Origin of the sequence: Fredinandcohnia quinoae, from assembly GCF_022427965.1 — a bacterium.
Taxonomy (GTDB): Bacteria; Bacillota; Bacilli; order Bacillales; family Bacillaceae_L; genus Ferdinandcohnia; species Ferdinandcohnia quinoae.
Window position 1 is genome coordinate 1 of sequence record NZ_JAKTTI010000033.1, and the last position, 23685, is coordinate 23685.

Here is a 23685-nt window from a genome sequence, read left to right on the forward strand (position 1 = left end):
ATGAAAAAAAACTGTAGGCAAACTCGAAAATCTTCGAGTTTGTCTACAGTCTGAATCCTAAGACATGTATCTTAGGATTTTTTTCTTTTAAAAGAATAAATTCATGATTTGATAGATGAGTGCTGCCATTATTGCTGAAATTGGAAGGGTAATAACCCAAGTAAGAACAATTTTTCTAGCAACCCCCCATTTAACCCCTTTTACACGTTGGGCAGATCCAACACCCATGATAGCTGAAGAAATAACATGGGTAGTACTTACAGGTAAATGAATGGTAGTTGCTCCAAATATGATTAAAGCAGAAGATAGGTCAGCTGCTGCCCCATTTACAGGGCGAATCTTCATAATTTTCCCACCAACTGTTTTGATGATTTTCCAACCACCAATCGATGTTCCAAGCCCCATTGCGGTTGCAGCTGCTAATCGGACCCACATTGGGATATCAGTAGAGGTTGTAAAGCCTCCCGCAATTAATGCCATTGTGATGATACCCATTGCTTTCTGGGCATCATTCGTTCCATGGGTAAATGATTGCAAGGCAGCAGTGAAAATTTGAAATATCCGAAATCCTTTATTTGTTTTATAAAGACTTGTTCTCTTAAAGAGCTTTTTAAATAAGGTCATCATTAAGAACCCAATTGCTAGTGCGATAAATGGAGAAAGTATTAGAGCTTCAAGGATTTTAATAAACCCTTTATAATTAAGGATTCCAAAACCAGCAGCAGAAATGGCTGCACCTGCAATTGAACCAATTAATGCGTGTGATGAGCTGCTCGGAATCCCAAAATACCATGTAACTAGATTCCAAATGATTGCCGAAATAAGTGCTGCTAAAATAACGACTGATCCATTATCGATTGCAAATGGGTCCACGATATCTTTTGTAATCGTCTTAGCTACTCCTGTAAAGGTAATTGCACCAACGAAGTTCATCGTTGCGGCAAGAATAATCGCTCTTCGTGGGGAGAGAGCTCTTGTTGAAACACTTGTTGCAATTGCGTTTGCTGTATCATGAAACCCATTGATAAAGTCAAATGCAAGTGCAAAGAAAACGATTAGTATTGTTAATATTAAAAATGTGTCCATTCCACTTAGATTCTCCTCTTATGCATTACGCATGATTATCGTTTCGAGTGTATCAGCAACATCTTCACAGAAGTCTGAAATCTCTTCAAGAATCTCGTAGAGTTCCTTTAATTGAATAATTTTGATTGGATCCTTTTCTTTAGCAAATAATTGTTTAATTGAAACCCTTAGTAGTTCATCACAATTTGACTCATATTCATTAATTTTTATTGTATGTTTTCTCATATCAAGTAGTTTCTTACTTGAAAGCAATTCAATTGCTTCGTAAATCTCAATTGAACATTTATGTATGTAATCTGCATAGGTTGTCATATATTCGTCTGTTTCAGTAAATGAATACATTTCAAATCTTGCAACACATTGTTCCATCCCATCAAGAACATCGTCCATTTTCATAGCTAATTCGAGAATATCTTCTCTTTCAATCGGTGTAATAAATGACTTATTAAGTGCAACAATTAATTCATGAATGATGTCGTCACCTTTATTTTCGTATCTTTTCATTTCGACAGAAAATTCCTTTAAGTCACTAACATTTTTTATTTTATACTGTACAAAGTAATCAGCAGCGTCTTTCACATTCGCTGAAATTGCTGATAGCATTTCGAAAAAAGGGTCTTTTTTCTTATTTGTGAACATAGTAGTTGTTCCTCCAATAATTAAAATAAAATAATAGTACCTATCTATTTTTATTTATTTTTGTCGAATTTACAATAATTTTGTCCTAAATTTACAAAAACGTAACATTTCATTTATATGTTAATAAAGATTCCCATATAATCCCTACTAATACATTGCCCTTATAGTTATGAAATATGTGAAAATCATTTGGTTCCAGACCTCAATTTGTACGGTGTGTGGATTAAAGGGATTTCTGAAGTAGGACCTACACTGTGAAAATGATTCGTGCATAAATTACTGTATTAGAATTATGGAGGTGCGGAATTGGGAATTATTACAGGGCAGGAGTATATAGATAGAATTAATGCGTTGGAGGCAGATGTGTGGATCGATGGTGAGCAAGTTAAGGGAATGATATCGGAACACAATGCCTTTAGCGGGGTGATGAAGAGTCAGGCAAGGTTATATGACCTTCAGAGTGAACATGCTAAAAGTGAAATCATGACATTTAAATCACCTACGACAGATAATAGGATTGGCACATCTTTCTTAGAACCGAAAACAAAGGAGGATTTAGAAAAACGTCGACTTATGACTAGTGAGTGGGCGAGAATAAATCTCGGAATGATGGGGCGTTCTCCTGATTATATGAATACTGCACTAATGGCAGTTTATGCAGGTGCAGAGGTATTCTCATCAAGTCACCCCCAATTTGCAAATAATATAACGAGGTTTTATGAAGAAGCCAGTGAAAACGACTACTCCTTCACACACACATTTATTAATCCTCAAACAAACCGATCCCAATTACATTTTGAAGATGGGGAAAAAATTATTGCAGCAAAGGTAATTGATAAAAACAAGGATGGAATTATCGTTCATGGTGCGAGGTTATTAGCTACACAAGGTGGAATCACCGATGAATTAATCGTCTTCCCCTCTGGAGGTAATTTGTACAGTAAGGATTTTGCCTATGCATTTTCAATTCCAAGTAATACAAAAGGGTTGACCTTTCTTTGTCGTGAATCCTTTGTATATAGTAATTCAACATTTAACCATCCACTTGGTTCAAGATTTGAAGAAATGGATACGATTATCGTTTTTGATCATGTTCTTGTACCATGGGAAAGAGTATTTTTATATGAAAGTATTGAATGTGTCAATAAATTGTACACTGAAACGAGCTTCTACCCACTTATTCTCCATCAAGTCGTTTCAAGACAAGTAATAAAAATTGAAAGCTTGCTTGGTGTAGCTCAGCTAATTGTGGACACGATTAATATAAGTGAATACCAGCATGTTCAAGAGAAAATAAGTGAAATAATCGTCGGTTTAGAAACATTAAAAGCATTGTTAATAGCCTCAGAAGTGAACGCGAAAATAGACAAATGGGGAACAATGGTACCGGAACAACATCCTCTCTATAGTGCAATTAACCTTTTTCCGCGAATGTATCCTCGCTTCACTGAAATCCTACAATTGTTAGGAGCTAGTGGACTTGTTTCCATTCCTACGGAAAAAGACTTTCTATCTGACAAGGGAAGTGATCTCCATACGTATCTCCAAGCAGCAAATGCAAGTGCGATTGATAGAGTTAAGTTATTTCGACTTGCATGGGATATTTGTCTAAGTGCCTTTGGTTCAAGACAAATCTTGTATGAGCGCTTTTTCTTTGGTGACCCTGTAAGACTTGCAAGTAATCTATATCGAGGCTATGAGCGCAAAGCACTTACCAACCGAATACATGATTTTTTAAAAGAAATGAAATAACCCCCAAAAGAGTGGAGACCCTTCGAATGACTATATGTATTGAATCTTTTTGGTACAGATAACTCGAAAAACTCATTTGGAGGATTTCATATGAGACAAAGAATCAGAAAAAACTTTCGGCAAACAGGAAAATTAAAAATTGCGATCTTACTTATTTTATCTTTTATTTTAGTAACAATCATTGGAATCAATATGTACATTAACTCAAGAGATGTTAGTTCATTACATCATCCACTTCCACAACCAACCATTATTTATGATAAAAATGGTGAAATTGCGAGTAAAGTTCCTGGTCCAAAAATTGATGGGGTTAGCTTTGATCAAATTCCAGATCATGTCATTAATGCAGTAATCGCTATTGAGGATCACCGTTTTTATGAACATCCAGGGGTCGATTATGTCGGTATCTTTCGTGCTCTATTCCGAAACATTAAAGCGGGTGGTATCGTAGAGGGTGGCAGCACTATTACCCAGCAACTAACCAAGAATGTCTTGCTCACCCAGGAACAAACGCTTGACCGAAAAATAGATGAATTTTTTATTGCTCAAAAAATTGAACGCACGTTTTCTAAAGAAAAAATTCTCGAAATGTACGTAAACCAAATTTATTTTGGAGAAGGTGCATGGGGGATTAAAAATGCAGCACTTGTTTATTTTGGAAAGGATGTTAAGGAGTTAACGGTTAGTGAAGGTGCTATTTTAGCAGGATTAATTAAAGCACCGTCAAAAATGAATCCTTTGAAAAATCTTGATTTAGCGTTTGAAAGAAGAGACCTGGTACTTGAAAAGATGGAGGCAAATGGTTTTCTCAATAAACAGGATGTAAAGGTAGCAAAAGCACAAGAAATGACATTCAAAGGAAGACAGATTGATCCATATGAAGGAAAGTATCCTCATTATATTGACCATATAATTGATGAAGCAATCACCAAGTATCATTTAACGCAAAACGAGGTACTTAATGGTGGTCTTCAAATATATACAGAGCTTGATTCTCATATGCAAACATCAATTGAAAATGTATTCGCTAGTGACAAAGGCTTATTCCCTGCAAGTACAGAAGATCAGCTTCTACAAAGTGGTGCTATTTTAATAGATCCAAAAACAGGTGGGATAAATGCACTAGTTGGTGGCAGAGGTAAGCATGTTTTTCGTGGATTCAATCATGCGACACAATTAAAGAGACAACCGGGTTCTTCAATCAAGCCACTTGCTGTCTATACACCTGCATTGGAGAAAGGCTATAGTATTTATGATGTTATCCCTGATCAACCCATGGATTTTAATGGTTATCAACCGGCAAATGTGACTGGTAGATATAAAGGCAGTGAAACAATTTATGACGCATTAACGAATTCTGATAATGTCCCGGCTGTTTGGCTTCTTAATAAAATCGGATTATCAGCAGGGATCGATTCAATCGAACGATTCGGTCTTCCTATTACTGAAAAAGACCATAATTTAAGCCTTGCATTAGGTGGCTTAGACACGGGAGTAGCCCCGATTCACATGGCTGAGGCATATACAACATTTCCAAATGGAGGAAAGAAGACAAAAGCACACGCGATTACTAAAATCATTGATTCAAAGGGTACTATAATTGCAGAATGGAAGGAAGAACCCGAAGTAGTAACTTCCCCGGATGTCGCGAACAGAATAACCTTTATGTTAAAAGGGGTTATTGACCATGGTACGGGTAAAAATGCCAAAATCAATGGACGTGAACTCGCAGGAAAGACAGGTTCAACTCAGCTTCCGATTGAAGGAATTGGTGGGACGAAGGATCAATGGATGGTAGGTTATACACCTGAGTTAGTCGGTGCGATTTGGTTAGGATATGACAATACCGATAAAGACCATTACCTAACAACAACTAGCGGAGCGACAGCTGCATTTATCTTTAAAGAAATCATAGAGCAGGCTTTATCTAATACACCAGTTAGTTCATTTAATCTACCAGTCTACCAACAACCCTACACTCAGAAGAAGAAAAATAATGATAAGAACAAATATGAAGATCACGGTAAAAAGCAAGGCAAGAATAAAGACAAAGGGAAGCATAAGTGGAAAGAAAAAAAGAAAAAACATCATGATGATTAAAAATGTTAGTTGCCTCGTTCTGAGGTGCTTTTTTTTTACAAAAAAATGAAACCTTTCAATCATTTGTATCGTAAATGTAAATATAACGTTATACTTAATATATACTTGGAATGTTTTGAATTTTTCATAAAGGAGGTTGAAGGAATGCTATGGAATTATTCGGATATGATATCCAGACGATTTATCTTTTCGGATTAGTTGTAAGTGGTATATGTACCCTTCTTCTTATACTTTTTGGGGATGTTTTAGAAGGGATATTTCCTGAAAGTTTTAGTCCAACACTAGTGTTTTCATTCCTCACATTTTTGAGCGCATCAGGGTATATCTTTGAAAAGATACTAACATTGAATAGTTTTATTATCTTAAGTATTTCTCTCGTATTAGCCCTAATTTTAGTTACTTTACTTAATGTATTTGTTTTAATACCCCTTTCCTCTGCTGAGGAATCAATTACATTCAGGGAAGAGGATTTGAAAGGGAGAGTCGGGAAAGTGATTACATCTATTCCTGTTGATGGGTTTGGTGAAGTAGTCATTGACGGAATCAGTGGAACGATTGCAATGCCGGCAAAAAGTTATAAAAATGAGCCTGTTCCCTATGATGAAAAAGTGCTCGTAATCGATGTGAAGGAAAGCGTATTATACGTTTTACCATATAGTAGTTTAAATTAATTTAAGGGGGAAACATGAATGGATATGATTTGGATTGTAGTAGGAATTGTAGCATTTTTAATACTTGCTCTACTAGGTGTATTTATCACAAAGTACAGAACTGCAGGACCTGATGAAGCACTTATCGTAACAGGTAGCTATTTAGGTGGAAAAAGTGTTCATGTTGATGAATCAGGAAATCGGATAAAAATTGTCCGTGGTGGCGGTACTTTTGTACTACCTGTCTTTCAACAAGCAGAACCACTCAGTCTCCTATCTAGTAAACTAGATGTCTCAACTCCTGAGGTTTACACAGAGCAAGGTGTACCAGTTATGGCAGATGGTACAGCAATCATTAAGATTGGTAGTTCTATTAATCAAATTGCGACAGCTGCAGAACAATTTTTAGGAAAAAGAAAAGAAGATCGTGAAAACGAAGCGAGAGAAGTGTTGGAAGGTCATCTCCGTTCAATCCTTGGTTCCATGACGGTTGAAGAGATTTATAAAAATCGTGATAAATTTTCGCAAGAGGTTCAACGAGTTGCGTCTCAGGACTTAGCAAAAATGGGTCTCATAATCGTGTCATTTACAATTAAAGATGTACGCGATAAGAATGGATATTTAGATTCATTAGGTAAGCCTAGAATTGCTCAAGTAAAACGTGATGCTGATATTGCAACTGCTGAGGCAGACAAAGAAACACGTATTAAACGTGCAGAAGCAGATAAGGATGCTCAAACCGCGGAACTAGAACGTGCTACTGAAGTTGCTGAAGCTGAAAAAATTAATCAACTTAAAATGGCTGAATACCGCAGAGAGCAAGATATTGCAAAAGCTCGTGCTGACCAAGCGTATCATCTAGAAGAAGCTAGAGCGAAGCAAGAAGTAACTGAACAGCAAATGCAAATTCAAATTATTGAAAGACAGAAACAAATCGAATTAGAAGAAAAAGAGATTCTTCGTCGTGAGAAACAATATGATTCTGAAGTTAAAAAGAAAGCTGATGCAGACCGCTATGCAGTTGTTCAAGCAGCAGAAGCAGACAAAGCAAAACAGCTTGCAGAAGCGGATGCAAATAAATATCGAATTGAAGCAATGGCAAAAGCTGAAGCTGAAAAAGTTCGCTTAGATGGTATGGCAAAAGCTGATTCACAACGTGCACAAGGGGAATCGGAAGCAGATGTAATTCGTCTAAAAGGTCTTGCAGAAGCAGAAGCGAAGGAAAAAATTGCCGAAGCATTCGAGCAATACGGCAAGGCTGCTATCCTCGATATGGTTATTAAAATGCTACCTGAATATGCGAAAGAAGTGGCTGCACCATTATCGAATATTGATAAAATTACAGTTGTTGATACTGGAAGCAGTGGTGAAAACGGCGGTGCCAATAAAGTTACTAGCTATGCAACGAATTTAATGTCAACCCTTCAGGAATCATTAAAAGCAACATCAGGAATTGACGTAAAGGAACTAATGGAAAATCTATCAGGCAAAGGCAATGTTAGAAGCAGCATTGATAGCTTGACAGAGGAACTCGTTCAAGCGAAAAAAGTGAAAGCTGAGGATAAAGAATAAGTTAAAAAGCCAATAACCAAGCTATGGTTATTGGTTTTTTTATGTGAAAAAATTTATTTACTACTGAACTTTTTTATAACCTTATTCGTATTATTACTGAAACTTAGATAAAATAGGTGGAAAGTCTATTTATTTTTGCTCAGGGGAGAGTTTATTGCATGGATGATAAGGATTTAATAAAGAGTGCAAAGCGGGGTGATTCGCTCGCGTTTGCGATGCTTTTTAAGGAGCATTATCCTTTTTTAGTGAAGTATTTAATAAAGATCACAATGAATCCAGATATAGCGGAAGATTTAGCGCAAGAAACAATGATGAAAAGTATTGAAAAGATCAAGCTATATAACGGAAAATCAAAATTCTCCTCTTGGCTTATAACGATTGCAACTAATTTGTATATAGATAATCTTCGAAGGAAGAAACGTGAACAAAATTATCAGCTGCAGGAACAGGCACTACGGAAAATGAAATGGCAGTTTGAGAGCCGTACCGAGGAATGGAATGATGTAATGGTTGCACTTGGAATGCTTTCAAATGAAATTCGAATACCCATTGTCTTAAAGCATTATTATGGCTATTCATACGAGGAAATTGCTGATATGTTGCAAATAGCATTAGGTACTGTTAAATCTCGCATTCATAATGGTATTCAATCAGTAAGAAAGGAGTTGAAGTCCGATGAAGAAAAACAAGCTAATTCTACTAAAAAACAAACAAGAACATGAGCAGGAAGACTTTGAATCTATTCAAGAAATAAAGGATGCCCTTTCAAAGATTGATGATCATTATCAGGTGTTCACTCCTGATTTACAAGTGTTTGAGCATTTGGTAATCGCAGAACAGCAAAGACAAAAGAAAAAATTCGTCCGTGAGTTGCTTTCATTTATCCTAATTGCTTTACTCATTATGAGTGGTCTACTGACCGCGTTGCTTCAAGTACCGATTGCGTTTTTTATCGTTCAAGGAGTAGCAAGCATTAGCCTGCCTGTCTATGTGTATTTCCAATATAAAAAACGGGTGATGCGGACATGACCGACCATGAAATCATAATCATCATATTAGCAGCAATCATTCTGATGATTCAGAGCCTATGGCTATTTTTGAATGCCAGAAAAAATGGCCATAATTATTGGTTTTGGGGAATATTAGGATTAATTCAGGCACCAATGCCTACTATTTTTTATCTTATTTTTGCAAGAAGAATTTTTCAATCGAAAAGCAGGTAGGAATTTATGAAGAATAAGGCGAAATATATTGTTATGATGGTCGCAACAGTTGGACAAATAATTGGGATTATCTTTCTTTTTGTTAATCTTAAAGCAGCTCTCCTTTTTTATGTATGCTACATCATTGCTATTATACTTTTATTTGTATTATTAATTCGGGAAAGAATAAAAGAAAAACGGGAGGATGATCAGAATGATTATCGTGACTACTGAAACAGTACCAGGTATGGAAATTAGAGAACTAAAAGGCTTTGTTAAGGGAAATACCGTACAATCCAAAAATATCGGTAGAGACATTATGGCAGGGCTAAAGACAATAGTTGGTGGCGAAATAACTGACTACACCGAAATGATGGATGAGGCCCGTCAAAAGGCGATTCACCGAATGGTTGAGGATGCCAAATCAAAAGGGGCAAATGCAATTATTTGTATGAGACTTCAATCTTCAGCGGTCATGCAAAATGCTTCTGAGATTATTGCTTATGGTACAGCAGTATATGTTGAATAGTTCGAAAGTTTGGTTGACAACAATTTTAATCATGTTAGTATAGGTATCGAATACAATTTAATAAGTTTTACGATATACCACTAGGGGTGCCTTTAAGAAAGGCTGAGATTGAGGTTATGTATGAAACCTTAAGACCCTTAGAACCTGATCTGGATTATACCAGCGTAGGGAAGTGGACGTAGGGTCTATACTTTTTTTTGTATTGCCAATTACAACCACCTTCTTTGCGCTATGTAGAGAAGGTGGTTTTTTGTATTTACCTTTATTCAGCAGAAGTCTCCCACTTCAATAAGTGGTGAGATGAATGCAAATCAGTTTCCAATTCAGTGTGGGTTCAAACCCTGACTGAAATTAAGGAACTCAGACTAAGAACGCCACATCCTGTGGCAACGTCTGAGTGACCCACATCGTGTGGGCCCAAAGCCTCCGGCGGATGCCTCAGATTTTTAAAGGAAGCTTTTCGAGCAAGCTCGAAAAAATCTGGGCGCAAATACGGCAAGGCACATTTGATTTAATTAAAAAAACAGGAGGTAGTTCGTATGAAATTTTCACAGGAAATCCGTAAAGAAGCAGATCACATTTGGGAAGCAAGCTTTCAGCATCCATTTGTAAAAGGAATTGGTGATGGGACACTGTCACTTGAAAGCTTTCGTTATTATGTACTCCAGGATGCGTATTATCTTTCTCACTTTGCACGTGTCCAAGCATTAGGAGCAGCCAAGGCATCAGATTTACATACTACAAACCGATTTGCAATTCATGCTCAAGGTACATCGGAGGCTGAATTATCACTTCACGAAAACTTCTCAAAGAGACTCGGAATCACAAAAGAGGAACAGGAAAATTTTAAGCCGGCACCTACTGCTTATGCGTATACATCACATCTATACAGAGCCGCGTATTCGGGACATCTTGGTGATATTGTTGCTGCACTTCTACCTTGTTATTGGCTTTATTATGAAATCGGCGAAAAGCTTCAAGGATGTACACCAGATGAGCCAATCTATCAAGAGTGGATTGCTGCATATGGTGGGGATTGGTTCAGAGTCTTAGTAGAGGAACAAATTGCACGAATTGATGAACTTGCTGAAAAAGTAACGGAAGAAGATAGGGATCGAATGAAGGAGCATTTTATCATCAGTAGCCAATATGAGTACTCTTTTTGGGAAATGGCCTTCCGTTTAGAAAAATGGCCGGTTCAGCAACAGGGAATAGAAGCTTGGTAAATGATAAGAGAATAGGAGTTTAGTTGATGAAAAAAGGCTTAAAACTAACAGATATATTAGTTACGATTGTAATCGCGATTGCATTTGGGATTGTCTATATTTTATGGGGTTCTTTGTATTATGTAGTAAAGCCGATTGGCCTACATGCTGACCAACTAATATATGGAATGTGGTTTATCGCAGCAACGGTTGCCTACCTTATCATTCGGAAGCCTGGTGTTGCATTAATTGCCGAAATAGCAGCTGCATCTGGGGAATTCATCTTAGGCTCACCATTTGGCTTAACCGTACTTTTATACGGAGTGATCCAAGGGCTTTTTGCAGAGCTAGTATTTATGGCGTTTCGTTATAAAAGGTATAGTGCTAGTGTAGTTGTCTTAGCTGCTATCGGTTCATGTGTTGGCTCGATCATTATGGATTTTGCCTATGGAGAAATAGGAGGTCTTGCTGCATGGAACTTGATGTTGTTCATGACGGCTAGGTTGATAGGCTCAGTCCTTTTTGCAGGGGTGTTCGCATATTACCTGGTCAAAATTTTAGAAGCGACAGGAGTTACAAATCTTGTGCGCCCAGCATCAAAGAGTGATTATGATGCTCTTGATCAATAAAGGATGATTGCTATGGATTCAAACATATATGTAAAGAACGTCAGATTAAAATTTCCAGGGGAAAAGTCCTTATTATTTAAGGACTTATCCTGTTCTTTTGAAAAAGGTGAAAAGGTACTTATTCTAGGTCCTTCAGGATGTGGAAAATCTACATTGCTTCAAGTATTAAGTGGACTAATTCCACATTCAGTTGAAGTGCCAATGAAGGCAGAAGGGATTAAAGTACCCCAATCATGGGGCTATGTTTTTCAGGATCCTGATACACAATTTTGCATGCCATATGTAGATGAGGAAATCGCATTTGTACTTGAAAATCTACAAATACCAAGAGAACAGATGAATGGCCGGATTAAGCAACATTTAGAACAGGTTGGCTTACAGCTTGAAGATATTCACATGAATATCCAGACATTATCAGGAGGAATGAAACAACGATTGGCGATTGCGTCTGTGTTGGCGCTTGAACCAGAGGTGTTATTTTTAGATGAACCAACTGCGATGCTTGACCCTAAAGGTACAAAGGAAATTTGGGAGATTTTTAAAAAAGTTGGTAGTGATAAAACCATTATTGTTGTTGAGCATAAGATTGACCATGTTTTAGAGTTTATTGATCGAATTATTCTCTTTAATGAAATTGGTCAGATTATTGCTGATGGACGAAAGGAAGATATTTTATCCCAATATAAGGAGAATTTTAAAAGCCAAGGAATTTGGTACCCCGGTGTTTGGGAAGAGTACACCGAGGGAGTTCATAAAGGTAATTTGCAAATTATCCAGGATACCGAGCCACTTCTCCAACTCTCTAATTTTACGGGATATAGGAAAAAACAAAAGAAAATCTATGTTGAAAATATCCGAATCTATCCTGGAGAGTGGATTGTAATTAAGGGTGAGAATGGGGCGGGAAAAAGCACATTATTGCATTCGCTCATGCAATTCATTAAAACATCTGGCGTCTATAAGCTTAATGGGAAAATCATAAAGAACGGAAAAAAAATCTCCGATTTGATGACATTTGTTTTTCAGAATCCAGAGTTTCAATTTGTAACAAACTCTGTATTTGAGGAGATTGCTTTCTCATTACGATTAGGTAACAAAAGAGAGCAAGAGATTCAAATGAAGGTACAGTATTTCCTTCACATGTTTCACCTTTTAAACCATCAAGATAAGCATCCCTTTCAACTTTCCATGGGGCAAAAAAGAAGGCTTAGTGTGGCTGCCTCTATCGTTAGAGGTCAAAGATTACTTTTACTTGATGAGCCGACTTTTGGTCAAGATTCAAAAAATACGTTTGCTCTATTAGAGTTGCTTGAAGAGTTTCGTCAAAATTTAAGTACGATTTTAATGGTTACCCATGATGAAAATATTGAGAAGTATTTTGCTACAAGAGTATGGACAATTAGTAATGGGGAAATTCTTTCGGATCAGAAGGTCACAATGGATTATAAAAAAAGTGAAAGTATAAGTATATGATGGAGGAAATTAATGCATTTCGATTTTACAAGTAAAGAAACATGGCTTCATTCAATAAATCCAACCCTGAAGTTATTAGTGTTAGTAGGTTTATGTGCCAGTCTATTTTTTATTGATGATCTAAATTTAACAATGAATATTACCCTTACTGTTCTCGTCTTATATTGGGGTTTTACAGGGCAGCCAATAGGAAGGGTACTTTTACTCTCTTTTCCATTTTTTTTAGTTTTTATTTCAACTTCAACATCGATGATACTGTTTGGAAAAGGGGACATGACATGGTTTGAGTGGGGGCTTATCAGAATTACAGAGGAAGGTTTCCAAAAAGGGTTACTTGTTGGCTTGCGTGCTGTCATTTTTGCAAGCTTAGGTTTAATGTTTGCATTAACAACGAGACCAGTCTATCTCTTTTATTCGCTAATGCAGCAAGTAAAGCTAAAACCAAAGTATGCTTATAGTTTTATGGCTGGCCTACGTCTAATTCCGATTATGATGGAAGAGTTTCAGACGATTCAATATGCGATGAAGGTTCGTGGAGTTGAAGGTCAACGGGGAATAAGATCGATATATTTTAAGCTCAAAGCATATTCAATCCCACTACTATCACAAAGCATTAGGCGTGCCCACCGTATCGCAGTAGCGATGGAGGCGAAAAGATTCTCTGATTACGCAACAAGAACTTATTTTTATCAAATCGGATTTTCCAAACATGACATCACATTCTTGTTATACTTCGGAATTATGTTAACACTTGGGTATTATGTATCGGTATTTTTCCCATATTTTCATTAAAGGGAGTGGGAGTATTGAGAATGGCAAAAAAAGAGCTGCATATCATCTCCACAGGTAAGCAATCAATTGAAAAATTTGTGAAAATAGCTGGTCAAATTCATGAATATGCAGATTATTTTCATATAAGAGAAAAGCACTTAAATGCGAGGCAACTATCTGAAGTAATCGATTTATTGACTGTAAAGGGTGTTCCATTATCAAAGATTATCGTGAATGACCGTGTTGATGTAGCAGTTATTCAAGGAATTTCAGGGGTTCAATTAGCCTATCACAGTTTAGATGTTAAAGTAGTAAAGCAATTCTTTCCACGATTAAAGGTTGGAAAATCGACACATTCCAATCAGGAAGTAAAGTCTGCATATGAGTCGGGTGCTGATTTTGGATTATTTGGACATATATTTACGACGACTTCAAAACCAGGATTAGAACCAAAGGGTATTGTGGAATTAGCTACAATCTCTAAAAATACGAGTCTACCGATTATTGCAATTGGTGGGATAAAACCAAATCATGTAAGAGATGTCATTCAGGCAGGTGCTTCTGGTATTGCTATTATGTCTGGTGTGCTGGAAGCGAATAATCCCTTACAAGCTGTGAAGGAATATGCTTGTGAATTAGAAGGGGGAAGTAAGTAATGAAAAGGAGCTATGATGCAATTATTGTCGGCGGTGGAGTGAATGGTGCAGCTATTGCTTTTAATTTAACAAAAAGGGGAATGAAGGTTCTTTTACTCGAAAAGAACCGACTTGCTAGTAAATCATCAGGTGCTGCTGCTGGAATGCTTGGGGCGCAAGCGGAGTTAGAAAATAATGGTCCACTTTTTCAATTGGCAAGAAGAAGTAGAGCCATGTTCGTACATCTTGCAGAAGAATTAAAGGAAATCAGTGGTATTGATATTGAACTAGTAAATAAGGGAATGTATAAAATAGCTTTTTCAGAAGATCAGGAGCATGAGTATAAACGGATTATTCAGATTCATCGTCAAGCAGGAGAAATAGCGGAATGGCTAGATGGGGATGTATTGCGAAAGGATGAACCCACTCTTTCGGAGGAAATTAGAGGGGGAATGTATATCCCAAATGATGGGCATGTCTCCCCGTATCGTCTGACAGCTGCATTTGCTTATTCCGCTTTGAAGCTTGGTGCGGAAATAAAGGAGTTTACTGAGGTTTTTTCGATTAATGATAAGGCGAATCAGATTCAGGGAGTCATTACAAATGAAGGGGGATTTTTTGCTGAAAATGTCATTATTGCAGGTGGTGCCTGGAGTGGCAAGATAGTAAGCGAATTAGGTGTTGGTTTCGATATTTTACCTGTGAAGGGTGAATGTTTTTCCGTTAAATCACATCGAACACTACTTGAGAAAACGATTTTTTCTCACGGTTGTTATCTCGTTCCTAAATCTCAAGGCAGAATCATTGTAGGTGCGACAATGAAGGAAAATACGTTTGATGAAACAGTAAGTCTTGACGGAATTTCGATTTTGTTAGAACGAGCAAAAAAGATTATACCTTCAATAGTCGATGCTGAGTGGGAAAAGGCATGGGCAGGGATTCGACCCCAAACTGGGGATGGGTTACCATTCCTTGGAGAACACTCCGGTTATAAAGGATTGTTCATTGCTGCTGGGCACTTTCGAAATGGAATATTACTATCACCTGTAACTGGCGAGTTAGTCGCAGAACTTGTTATTGGAAACGTAGTTCCCGAATTACAGGCTTTTGGTCTTAATCGATTACCAAAATAATTAATTCTTGAAGGAAGTGTGTTGAATGCAATTAATAATTAATAGTGACAAAATAGATATTCCCAATCAAATCAGAAATGTTACCGGTTTGTTGGAGCATTTTGATTTGAAGCAAAAGGTTGTCATTGTTGAGGTCAATGGAGTTATTTTAGAAAAAGTTAACCATCAAGATACTCAACTTTCTGATGGGGATCGAATAGAGATCGTACATTTTGTAGGGGGCGGATGAGATGTTAAAAATAGGGACATATGAGTTTTCATCTAGATTACTTCTCGGAACAGGGAAATACCCAAATTTTGATATTCAAAAGGAAGCTGTTGAGGTTTCTGGTGCGGAAATCTTAACATTTGCTGTCCGACGAATGAATATATTTGAAGCGAACCAACCAAATTTTTTAGAAAAGCTAAATTTAAATAATTACAAATTACTCCCAAATACAGCTGGAGCAAGTACTGCTGAAGAAGCTATAAGGATAGCAAAGCTTGCAAGAGCATCAGGTTTATGCGATATGATAAAGGTCGAAGTAATTGGCTGTCAAAAAACATTATTACCGGATCCAATTGAAACATTAAAAGCATCTGAAGAGCTATTAAAAGAGGGTTTTATTGTGTTACCATATACTTCAGATGATGTTCTGCTTGCAAAGAGATTGGAAGAATTAGGATGTCACGCGATAATGCCTGGCGCTTCACCAATTGGTTCGGGTCAAGGGATTATTAATCCTGTCAATCTTCGCTTTATAATTGAACAATCGAAGGTACCTGTAATTGTCGACGCTGGTATCGGTGCACCATCAGATGCTGCAATAGCAATGGAGCTTGGTGCTGATGGTGTGTTGCTGAATACAGCTATTTCAGGAGCGAATGATCCAGTCAAAATGGCGAAGGCGATGAAGCTAGCGATTGAAGCGGGACGATTAGGCTATGAAGCGGGTAGGATACCTAAGAAACAGTATGCAAGTGCAAGCAGTCCTATGGAAGGGATGAGCATTGGTTGAGTGAACGATATTCTCGACAAGAGATATTTGCTCCAATTGGAGTAGATGGACAAGTAAAAATACGAAGTAAGCATGTGTTAATTATTGGTGCTGGTGCTCTTGGAACAGGTAGTGCTGAAGGTCTTGTACGAGCAGGGATTGGAAAGGTAACGATTGTAGATCGTGATTATGTCGAATGGAGTAATCTTCAGCGGCAGCAGCTTTATGTTGAGTCAGATGCAGTTAAAAGGTTGCCAAAAGCAATTGCAGCAAAAGAGCGTTTAAAACAGGTGAATTCTGAGGTTGATATTCATGCACATATTATGGATGTATCTGTTGAGGAAATAGAGCAGCTCATTCAAGGTGTTGATCTGATGATTGACGCTACGGATAATTTTGATATTCGGATGTTGCTAAACGACACATCACAAAAATATAATATCCCATGGATTTATGGTGCATGTGTAGGAAGTTATGGGATAAGTTATACAATTTTACCTGGGAAGACACCTTGCTTAAACTGCTTATTAGAAACAGTACCCATGGGCGGCTTAACATGTGACACAGCTGGGATTATAAGCCCTGCTGTTCAAATGGTTGTTGCTTATCAGATAACGGAGGCACTGAAAATTTTAGTGGAAGATTTTGATGCATTGCGTGGCAAACTAGTTTCCTTTGATCTGTGGAAAAATCAACATACTGCAATAAATGTTGATAAGGTAAAAAAGAAAAGCTGTTTATCTTGTGGAACAGATCGCTCCTATCCGTATTTGTCATATGAAAATCAAACGAAGTCAGCAGTGTTATGCGGAAGAGAATCTGTTCAAATTCGACCTGCTGAACGGATGGAGCGTGATCTTGATGAGTTGGCTGAAATTTTATCTGCACAAGGGAAGGTTGATAAAAATCCATACTTACTCTCTTTTACAGTGAGTGAACATAGGATGGTTATTTTTAAGGATGGCCGAGTATTGGTCCATGGAACGAAGGATATATCCGTAGCAAAATCACTCTATCATCGATATTTAGGATGAATGGCTTCATAACTACAAAAAAAGTTCAAAAAAAATTCACACCATGGACAAAAAGTATACAATGCTCAAAGCCCTTCAAGTGGTAGTCTTATATTAAAAAGGCTACAATTTTGGAGGGGATACATATGGAAGAATTATCAGTTACATTTAATATTGCATCTGTTTTAGTTATTATCTTTTTCATCGGTACAATCTTTATCGAATCTTAAAAAGACGTGAGAAAGACTCATCAATTAAGCGATGAGTCTTTTTTCTGTCTAGCTCAAGGCCCTTGCGCTTTCCTTTATTCCTCCGTATTAACCATTATTCCAGCAACTTGTTGAAGACGTGCGTAAAACGCATCGGCAATAGGACCGGTGAGTTCAATTTCCTCAAATGCTTCCTTCATACACCGTAACCAAGCTAGACCGCGAGTTGGTGTAATCTCAAATGGAAGATGTCGCATCCTCATTGCAGGAGCTCCAAATTCATTACTATAAAGTGTAGGCCCTCCTAAAAATTGAGTTAGGAACATTCGTTGTTTCCGTTTGATCTCTTCAATATCGCCTTCAAATAATGGAATTAAATCTGGATCGGCATATACCTTAGGGTAAAATGTATTCACCAATTTTTCGATTGTTTCAGCACCGCCAATTTGTTCATACAGGGACTGTAAACTTAGATTTTCCATTAAAACACACCACCATCATTATATTTATAATATAAATACTATATCAATACTAAAAACTACACAAAGTGATTAAAATCACACATAGACACTCAATGATTTTCATTTTAGAAAATGTTTGCTATTATAAAACTATCTATTTACTAAAAATAGTGAACTTTTCTAAAAAAATAGGAGTGTGAATGTCTCTTGGACGATTTGCCACTGAGTACCATTATTTTGTTAGTGTTTTTAATTTTATTATCAGCATTCTTTTCCGCAACGGAAACTGCCTTTTCAAGTGTGAATCGAATCAGACTTAAAAACTACGTTGATGAAAAGCGCAGAGGAAGTAAAAAGGCCTTTTACATTACTGAGCATTTTGATAATGCACTTTCAACTATACTAGTTGGTAATAATATTGTAAACATTGCTGCTGCATCCATTTCTGCAAAAGTTGCGAATGATATTTTTGGTGGAAACACTGGACTGGTCATTAGTACTGTAGTTATGACGATACTAATTTTAGTATTTGGCGAAGTATTACCAAAATCTTTTGCAAAAGAAAATGCTGAATCCTTTTCCTTATTAGTTTCTGGAGTACTATTTACTTTAATGAAAATTTTAACACCAATTACGTTCTTATTTGGTTTACTCAAATCTTTAGCATCAAGGTTTATTAAAAATAAGGATGATTCTCCATCATTTACCGAAGAAGAAATAAAGGTGATGCTGGACTTGAGTGAAGAAGAAGGAGTCATAGATACTAAAGAGAGAGAATTAGTACATCGTTCTTTAGACTTTAATGATATTTTGGTTGGGGAAATTTTAACTCCAAGGATTGACATGGTTGCAGTTGAGGTAAATGATTCAATTGAACATATACGTGATCTATTATTAGAAGAACGCTTTTCAAGAGTACCTGTATATGAAGATAATATCGATAATATAATCGGTGTTTTATCTGAACGAGAATTTTTAAGTCATCTTGTTCAACAAAAGGAAGTGAATATTCGTACATTACTTCGAAAACCTTTTTTTGTTGTTGAATCGATGAAGATTTCAACCTTGTTGCCCGAATTGCAAAAGAGTAAGACACATCTTGCTATCGTTGTTGATGAGTTTGGTGGGACCTCTGGTATCATTACACTAGAAGATATTCTAGAGGAAATCGTTGGAGAAATTTGGGATGAACACGATGAGAAGGTTAAGAATATTACCCAAATAGATGAAAAACTTTATGAAATACATGCGGAAATGCCACTCGATGAGTTTGCTGAATTTATGGAAATTGAAGAACCAGAAAGCTCCTATCATACATTAGGTGGATGGATCTTTGAATCCTTTGAAAAAATTCCAATAGCAGGTGATTCACTGGATTACTTGCACTTAACGATAACTGTAACAGAAGTTGAAAATCGCCGAATCCGAAAAGTTAAGGTGGAGGTCAATAGACCAATGTTGACCGAGTCTGAATAAATAATTAGAAAAGAGGATAGCCAGCGGCTTTCCTCTTTTCTAATTAAAGTGAGTTAGTGAACGATGGTTTTTATAGCATCAGGTATGTGTAATTTTGTATCTTGGGCGTGTTTTTTATCGAATGAATGATATTCAAATAGTGTTTTTAACTGATCAGAGACTGTTAAATCAAGAATATATTCTCCTTGCTGTCCTTTTGTTTCTAAATAAAAAGTAAGATCCTCAATATTCAGTTGATAAAAACTGTATTGGAATCCAAGGAACTCCTTCGTTTCACATCCTGTATCTGGATGAGAAGAAATAAAAGAAGCAAGTTCCTCTAGTGATATAGAAGGTTTTTGAAAGAACTCATTCACCTTTGCTAGAACTACTTGCGAGGCATTTTCTAATCTTCCTTGTATCTTAGTGGTTACCGTCTTTATTCGTTCATTCAGCTCGCTCATTATTATCAATCCCGGCCTTAATCTCACCTTCCATATATGCATCACTTACTTGTTCATGTGTTGTGGCCAATCCAGAAGAAACTTGATCATTTTTTTGATAATCCTCAGCTTTGTAATGTCTACCAGCTAGATTATTGGCTTGTTTATTGTTATTTTCCTTCATAAAAAAACACTCCTCTTTCTCATTGTTTATTCACTTTTAGTATTTCAAGTAAACCAAATTATCAATCAAGACAAAACTTGGTATATCGCTAACTATAAATAAGAGGCACCCTATAAGGGTGCCCCTTAGCCAAAATATTTAATTTTTATTAATGTGATTGACCGCCCATAGATTGCTGAGCGAAAGAAACTAAACGCTTTGTAATTTCTCCACCAACAGATCCGTTTGCACGAGATGTAGTGTCGGCACCTAAGTTTACTCCAAATTCTGAAGCGATTTCATACTTCATTTGGTCGATCGCTTGCTGAGCACCTGCTACTAGTAATTGGTTACTGTTGTTACTTGCCATATCCTTTCATCTCCTTAAACTTTGATTGTTTTGGTGGGTCATTCTGGAATTGCACCAGATAAGGGTATCCTTAGCCTCTAGGCTAACCCGTTTATTTATAATTTACTTGCCCCTTGTTGAAATGTTACTGTGTTTGTACTAACTATTATGGAGCTTTTTCGTATGTACTATTCGAAAATGTATGTGGCAATTAATTCCTAAAAAAAAACGAGGATAGTGCTCAAATTTTTTCTTAAACTAATATTAATATGTAATAGGGGAGAAAAAATATGAATATTTGTCCGCTCTGTAATGGATTAAGAAACATAAATTTTACATGTGATCAATGTGGTAATCATTTAGAGGATACAGGTCGAATCATCGATTACTTTGATGATTATAGTGCATACATGGAGATAGATGATATGAAAAAAAGTGATGGCTATGCTTCAACACTAAGTCAACATGAGTGCGCTCATTTATTTTATTGTTCTACATGCAAGAATGGGGAAGTAAGACTGATTAAGGAATAATAAAAGTCGCCAAAATGGCGACTTTTTAAGAAGATTTTATTAACCTCTAATTCTTAAATCAGTTTCAGCATCGAAGAAATGTACCTTATTCATATCGAATGCAAGTTCTAATGTTTGACCAGGTTTAATATCTGTACGTGAATCAACACGAGCAACAAATTCCTGACCACTTACTTGAGAATAAAGCATTGTTTCAGCACCCATTAATTCAGCTACTTCGATTGATGCTGTAACCTTAGTACCTTGAGATGCTTCAATGAAAACAGGCTCATCATGAATATCTTCAGGGCGAATTCCTAGAATAACTTCCTTACCAACATAGCCTTTATCACGAAGTAGCTTCATTTTTCCTTCAGGAACAGAAACGGAAACATCTCCTAATGAAATTGAATCTTCTTTTAATGTGCCGTGGAAGAAGTTCATTGCTGGTGATCCAAGGAAGCCTGCAACGAATACATTATCAGGATTATCATATACTTCTTTCGGTGTACCAACTTGTTGAATAATACCATCTTTCATAACAACTAAGCGAGTAGCCATCGTCATTGCTTCAGTTTGGTCATGTGTTACATAGATTGTAGTTGTTTGTAGACGTTGGTGAAGCTTTGTAATTTCCGCACGCATTGCTACACGAAGCTTTGCATCAAGGTTTGATAAAGGTTCATCCATTAAGAATACTTTTGCGTCACGAACAATTGCACGACCTAATGCAACACGTTGACGTTGACCACCGGATAGAGCCTTTGGTTTACGGTCTAAGTATTCTTCTAGTCCTAGAATTTTAGCAGCTTCATTTACACGACGCTTAATTTCTTCTTTAGGAGTTTTACGAAGCTTAAGACCAAAAGCCATATTATCATATACGTTCATATGTGGGTAAAGCGCATAGTTTTGGAATACCATTGCGATGTCACGGTCTTTTGGAGCAACATCATTTACACGTTTTTCATCAATATAGAAATCACCTTTTGAAATTTCCTCAAGTCCAGCAATCATACGAAGAGTAGTAGATTTACCGCAACCAGATGGTCCTACAAATACGATAAATTCCTTATCCTTAATATGAAGATTGAAATCCTCAACAGCTGTAACCTTGTTATCATATACTTTATAAATATTTTCTAATTTTAACTCAGCCATTTTCTTACCTCCTGAAAAATGTAATCGTTTTCTATCTGTTATTAGTTTAATCCATCATGTCCAGAATGGTAAATGTGTAATGTGCACAAAGTGAACTGGAGGTTTTGTGCAAGTCTACGAATCAGAAAAATGTTCAAGACTAAGAATCGCCAAATAAGTCGTAACTGCTCCTTGAAAATGTTTAATATCAATACCCGTCTTTTCAATAAATTTATCAATTCGGTACTGGAGACTATTTCGATGCATATAGAGCTTTTTAGATGCATTTGATACATTTAAGTCACTTTCTAAAAAAACTTTAATTGTCTCTACTAGCTCATGATCGTCTTGCAGCTCCTGAAGAATCACATTTTTAACTCGGTCTTTAAGACTATGATCAATATTCTCAAGAATCATAAAAGGAATCACATCATGGAGTCTTGACACTTTTTGTTTATGTAGATATAGTAGAGCTTTTTCAAAACATTTTTTCTCCCAAGAGAATTCATTAGGAAGTAAATGATTGATAGGATGATAACGCCCAATAAATAGATGAATATCTACATAAAAATCACTTGTTAGTGTAGCAATTATCTCGTCATAGCCCACATCTTCTATTAGCTCACCACTATTAACCGCGATCACTACACCATTCATATCATTTTCCCATAATAATATAATTTCACATGGCATTAATGCTTCTAAGGCAACTTGAAATTCAGACCTATCAGATATAGGTCTGCTTGCTTGAAATAGAATAAATTGACTCTGAGTAAAGGAATGATTAGATGAAAGTAAGGAGTCTACATTAAGATATAAAAAATTGTACCAAGAAGCTTGAATATCAGTCATTTCTGCTTGTTGAGAATCAAATCGCGTAAAGAGTGATGACAATAGCTTAATCTCTTGCGAAGTAATGACCTTTATGTCAATTCCAAAAAAAGAACCTTTTTCAGAAATAAACCATATGAACTTGTCCATTTGTTCAGGAGTATTAGCAGTAATTAATGCATCTTTATAAAATTTCTTTAAGTTTTCAATCATCATTGCCTGTCCCCTCTAAAGTATCCGAAATTAAAAATCTCCTTCCATTATATCAGAAGGAGATATCGCTTATTAATCTATTTCATGTGGGGGTTCTTCGGGGGTAAGATCGCGGGCCTCTTCTATATTAGGGGAATCTCCATATCGATGGACGCTCCCTCCAGATAAGCCTTCATTGATCATACGATCAACATCCATAAACACTTCATCTTTTCCTTCATATTTTAAATCTTCACGTGCTTTCTCTTTTTCACTCATAAATAGTCCTCCTTTCAAATATAGCTTAGTTTGTGAAGGAGAATGAAAAATAATCCATGTTTTGAGTTACTCGTACACGTGAAAAAGCATTAATTCATGAATTTGTGTGATAATATCTTCTAATGAATCTGTGGCTGGAGTTTCACCATTCCAATTGATACTGCCATCCTTATTATAAGTTCCATGATATTTCATCCCATTATGATAAAAAGAAATCGTCCATCCTGGTATCTTATTGCTTTTAAATAATGGTTTCCATTGAAAGTGTGAGATCATACCTTGCGC

General features: G+C 36.6%; 30 protein-coding genes and 1 riboswitch. Of the genes, 20 read left to right on the forward strand and 10 right to left on the reverse strand.

What is annotated here, in order from left to right; genetic code table 11:
* Positions 1 to 87: 87 nt before the first annotated feature.
* Together MJG50_RS17140 and MJG50_RS17145 are read right to left on the reverse strand one after the other, a co-directional pair.
* A complete protein-coding gene (locus tag MJG50_RS17140) occupies positions 88 to 1086 on the reverse strand; it encodes an inorganic phosphate transporter (RefSeq protein WP_240256980.1) in 999 nt (332 codons plus the stop codon).
* Between the two features lie 18 nt (positions 1087 to 1104).
* A complete protein-coding gene (locus tag MJG50_RS17145; RefSeq protein ID WP_240256981.1) occupies positions 1105 to 1725 on the reverse strand; it encodes a DUF47 domain-containing protein in 621 nt (206 codons plus the stop codon).
* A 306-nt stretch (positions 1726 to 2031) separates the two neighbouring features.
* Here MJG50_RS17145 and hpaB point away from each other — a divergent pair, with 306 nt between their 5' ends.
* The 18 genes from hpaB (at position 2032) to MJG50_RS17235 (ending at position 17387) form a co-directional block, all read left to right on the forward strand.
* Positions 2032 to 3477, forward strand: a complete 1446-nt coding sequence (hpaB, locus tag MJG50_RS17150) for a 4-hydroxyphenylacetate 3-monooxygenase, oxygenase component (protein WP_240256982.1) — start codon at positions 2032 to 2034, stop codon at positions 3475 to 3477.
* A gap of 90 nt (positions 3478 to 3567) precedes the next feature.
* A complete protein-coding gene (locus tag MJG50_RS17155; RefSeq protein WP_240256983.1) occupies positions 3568 to 5577 on the forward strand; it encodes a transglycosylase domain-containing protein in 2010 nt (669 codons plus the stop codon).
* 149 nt (positions 5578 to 5726) lie between these two features.
* Positions 5727 to 6248 (forward strand): NfeD family protein, encoded by a 522-nt coding sequence (locus tag MJG50_RS17160; protein WP_240256984.1) that lies wholly within the window; start codon positions 5727 to 5729, stop codon positions 6246 to 6248.
* 18 nt (positions 6249 to 6266) lie between these two features.
* Entirely contained in the window at positions 6267 to 7799 is a 1533-nt protein-coding gene (gene floT, locus MJG50_RS17165) for a flotillin lipid rafts scaffold protein FloT (RefSeq protein WP_240256985.1), read from the forward strand.
* A 158-nt stretch (positions 7800 to 7957) separates the two neighbouring features.
* Positions 7958 to 8521, forward strand: coding sequence for an RNA polymerase sigma factor SigY (gene sigY, locus MJG50_RS17170; RefSeq protein WP_240256986.1), 564 nt, complete (start codon positions 7958 to 7960; stop codon positions 8519 to 8521).
* Complete coding sequence (locus MJG50_RS17175; RefSeq protein WP_240256987.1) at positions 8475 to 8828, forward strand: YxlC family protein; 354 nt, start codon at positions 8475 to 8477, stop codon at positions 8826 to 8828. Before sigY ends, MJG50_RS17175 begins: the two co-directional genes overlap by 47 nt.
* Positions 8825 to 9022 (forward strand): sigma-Y antisigma factor component, encoded by a 198-nt coding sequence (locus tag MJG50_RS17180; RefSeq protein WP_240256988.1) that lies wholly within the window; start codon positions 8825 to 8827, stop codon positions 9020 to 9022. Before MJG50_RS17175 ends, MJG50_RS17180 begins: the two co-directional genes overlap by 4 nt.
* A gap of 6 nt (positions 9023 to 9028) precedes the next feature.
* Positions 9029 to 9235, forward strand: a complete 207-nt coding sequence (locus MJG50_RS17185; RefSeq protein ID WP_240256989.1) for a hypothetical protein — start codon at positions 9029 to 9031, stop codon at positions 9233 to 9235.
* Complete coding sequence (locus tag MJG50_RS17190; protein WP_240256990.1) at positions 9216 to 9530, forward strand: YbjQ family protein; 315 nt, start codon at positions 9216 to 9218, stop codon at positions 9528 to 9530. The genes MJG50_RS17185 and MJG50_RS17190 overlap by 20 nt, the downstream gene beginning before the upstream one ends.
* Before the next feature lie 72 nt (positions 9531 to 9602).
* Positions 9603 to 9718, forward strand: a riboswitch (TPP riboswitch).
* A gap of 351 nt (positions 9719 to 10069) precedes the next feature.
* Positions 10070 to 10756, forward strand: a complete 687-nt coding sequence (gene tenA / locus MJG50_RS17195) for a thiaminase II (protein WP_240256991.1) — start codon at positions 10070 to 10072, stop codon at positions 10754 to 10756.
* Positions 10757 to 10782: 26 nt separating this feature from the next.
* Positions 10783 to 11364 carry an ECF transporter S component gene (locus tag MJG50_RS17200; RefSeq protein WP_240256992.1) on the forward strand — a complete coding sequence of 194 codons (582 nt, stop codon included), beginning with the start codon at positions 10783 to 10785 and terminating at the stop codon, positions 11362 to 11364.
* A gap of 12 nt (positions 11365 to 11376) precedes the next feature.
* Positions 11377 to 12837 (forward strand): ABC transporter ATP-binding protein, encoded by a 1461-nt coding sequence (locus MJG50_RS17205; protein ID WP_240256993.1) that lies wholly within the window; start codon positions 11377 to 11379, stop codon positions 12835 to 12837.
* A 12-nt stretch (positions 12838 to 12849) separates the two neighbouring features.
* Positions 12850 to 13629: an energy-coupling factor transporter transmembrane component T family protein gene (locus MJG50_RS17210; protein WP_240256995.1), complete on the forward strand. Its 780-nt coding sequence runs from the start codon at positions 12850 to 12852 to the stop codon at positions 13627 to 13629.
* Positions 13630 to 13649: 20 nt separating this feature from the next.
* The gene (tenI, locus tag MJG50_RS17215; RefSeq protein ID WP_240256996.1) at positions 13650 to 14264 is read left to right on the forward strand and encodes a thiazole tautomerase TenI; all 615 of its coding nucleotides are present in this window, start codon (positions 13650 to 13652) and stop codon (positions 14262 to 14264) included.
* Positions 14264 to 15376, forward strand: coding sequence for a glycine oxidase ThiO (gene thiO, locus MJG50_RS17220; protein ID WP_240256997.1), 1113 nt, complete (start codon positions 14264 to 14266; stop codon positions 15374 to 15376). The genes tenI and thiO overlap by 1 nt, the downstream gene beginning before the upstream one ends.
* Before the next feature lie 25 nt (positions 15377 to 15401).
* The gene (gene thiS, locus MJG50_RS17225; protein WP_240256998.1) at positions 15402 to 15605 is read left to right on the forward strand and encodes a sulfur carrier protein ThiS; all 204 of its coding nucleotides are present in this window, start codon (positions 15402 to 15404) and stop codon (positions 15603 to 15605) included.
* 1 nt (position 15606) lies between these two features.
* Positions 15607 to 16374: a thiazole synthase gene (locus MJG50_RS17230; protein ID WP_240256999.1), complete on the forward strand. Its 768-nt coding sequence runs from the start codon at positions 15607 to 15609 to the stop codon at positions 16372 to 16374.
* Positions 16371 to 17387, forward strand: coding sequence for a thiazole biosynthesis adenylyltransferase ThiF (locus tag MJG50_RS17235; protein ID WP_240257000.1), 1017 nt, complete (start codon positions 16371 to 16373; stop codon positions 17385 to 17387). The genes MJG50_RS17230 and MJG50_RS17235 overlap by 4 nt, the downstream gene beginning before the upstream one ends.
* Positions 17388 to 17670: 283 nt before the next feature.
* On the opposite strand, the gene MJG50_RS17240 is transcribed toward MJG50_RS17235, so the two are convergent.
* Complete coding sequence (locus tag MJG50_RS17240) at positions 17671 to 18057, reverse strand: globin domain-containing protein (RefSeq protein ID WP_240257001.1); 387 nt, start codon at positions 18055 to 18057, stop codon at positions 17671 to 17673.
* Positions 18058 to 18243: 186 nt separating this feature from the next.
* Between MJG50_RS17240 and MJG50_RS17245 the strand changes: the two genes are divergently transcribed.
* On the forward strand, positions 18244 to 19512 hold the full coding sequence (locus MJG50_RS17245; RefSeq protein WP_240257002.1) for a hemolysin family protein: 1269 nt from the start codon (positions 18244 to 18246) through the stop codon (positions 19510 to 19512).
* Positions 19513 to 19565: 53 nt separating this feature from the next.
* Here MJG50_RS17245 and MJG50_RS17250 read toward each other — a convergent pair whose 3' ends face one another.
* The 3 genes from MJG50_RS17250 to MJG50_RS17260 all read right to left on the reverse strand — a co-directional run bounded on the left by MJG50_RS17250 (position 19566) and on the right by MJG50_RS17260 (position 20467).
* Positions 19566 to 19955 (reverse strand): hypothetical protein, encoded by a 390-nt coding sequence (locus tag MJG50_RS17250; protein WP_240257003.1) that lies wholly within the window; start codon positions 19953 to 19955, stop codon positions 19566 to 19568.
* The gene (locus MJG50_RS17255) at positions 19939 to 20118 is read right to left on the reverse strand and encodes a YozQ family protein (protein WP_240257004.1); all 180 of its coding nucleotides are present in this window, start codon (positions 20116 to 20118) and stop codon (positions 19939 to 19941) included. The genes MJG50_RS17250 and MJG50_RS17255 overlap by 17 nt, the downstream gene beginning before the upstream one ends.
* A 148-nt stretch (positions 20119 to 20266) precedes the next feature.
* On the reverse strand, positions 20267 to 20467 hold the full coding sequence (locus MJG50_RS17260) for an alpha/beta-type small acid-soluble spore protein (RefSeq protein WP_240257005.1): 201 nt from the start codon (positions 20465 to 20467) through the stop codon (positions 20267 to 20269).
* 269 nt (positions 20468 to 20736) lie between these two features.
* Between MJG50_RS17260 and MJG50_RS17265 the strand changes: the two genes are divergently transcribed.
* Positions 20737 to 20979, forward strand: coding sequence for a hypothetical protein (locus tag MJG50_RS17265; protein ID WP_240257006.1), 243 nt, complete (start codon positions 20737 to 20739; stop codon positions 20977 to 20979).
* A 39-nt stretch (positions 20980 to 21018) separates the two neighbouring features.
* On the opposite strand, the gene MJG50_RS17270 is transcribed toward MJG50_RS17265, so the two are convergent.
* The 4 genes from MJG50_RS17270 to MJG50_RS17285 all read right to left on the reverse strand — a co-directional run bounded on the left by MJG50_RS17270 (position 21019) and on the right by MJG50_RS17285 (position 23676).
* A complete protein-coding gene (locus MJG50_RS17270) occupies positions 21019 to 22119 on the reverse strand; it encodes an ABC transporter ATP-binding protein (protein WP_240257007.1) in 1101 nt (366 codons plus the stop codon).
* Between the two features lie 114 nt (positions 22120 to 22233).
* Complete coding sequence (locus MJG50_RS17275; RefSeq protein WP_240257008.1) at positions 22234 to 23142, reverse strand: PucR family transcriptional regulator; 909 nt, start codon at positions 23140 to 23142, stop codon at positions 22234 to 22236.
* Positions 23143 to 23214: 72 nt separating this feature from the next.
* Positions 23215 to 23400 carry a hypothetical protein gene (locus MJG50_RS17280; protein WP_240257009.1) on the reverse strand — a complete coding sequence of 62 codons (186 nt, stop codon included), beginning with the start codon at positions 23398 to 23400 and terminating at the stop codon, positions 23215 to 23217.
* Between the two features lie 66 nt (positions 23401 to 23466).
* Complete coding sequence (locus MJG50_RS17285) at positions 23467 to 23676, reverse strand: YheE family protein (RefSeq protein WP_240257010.1); 210 nt, start codon at positions 23674 to 23676, stop codon at positions 23467 to 23469.
* Positions 23677 to 23685: the final 9 nt, after the last annotated feature.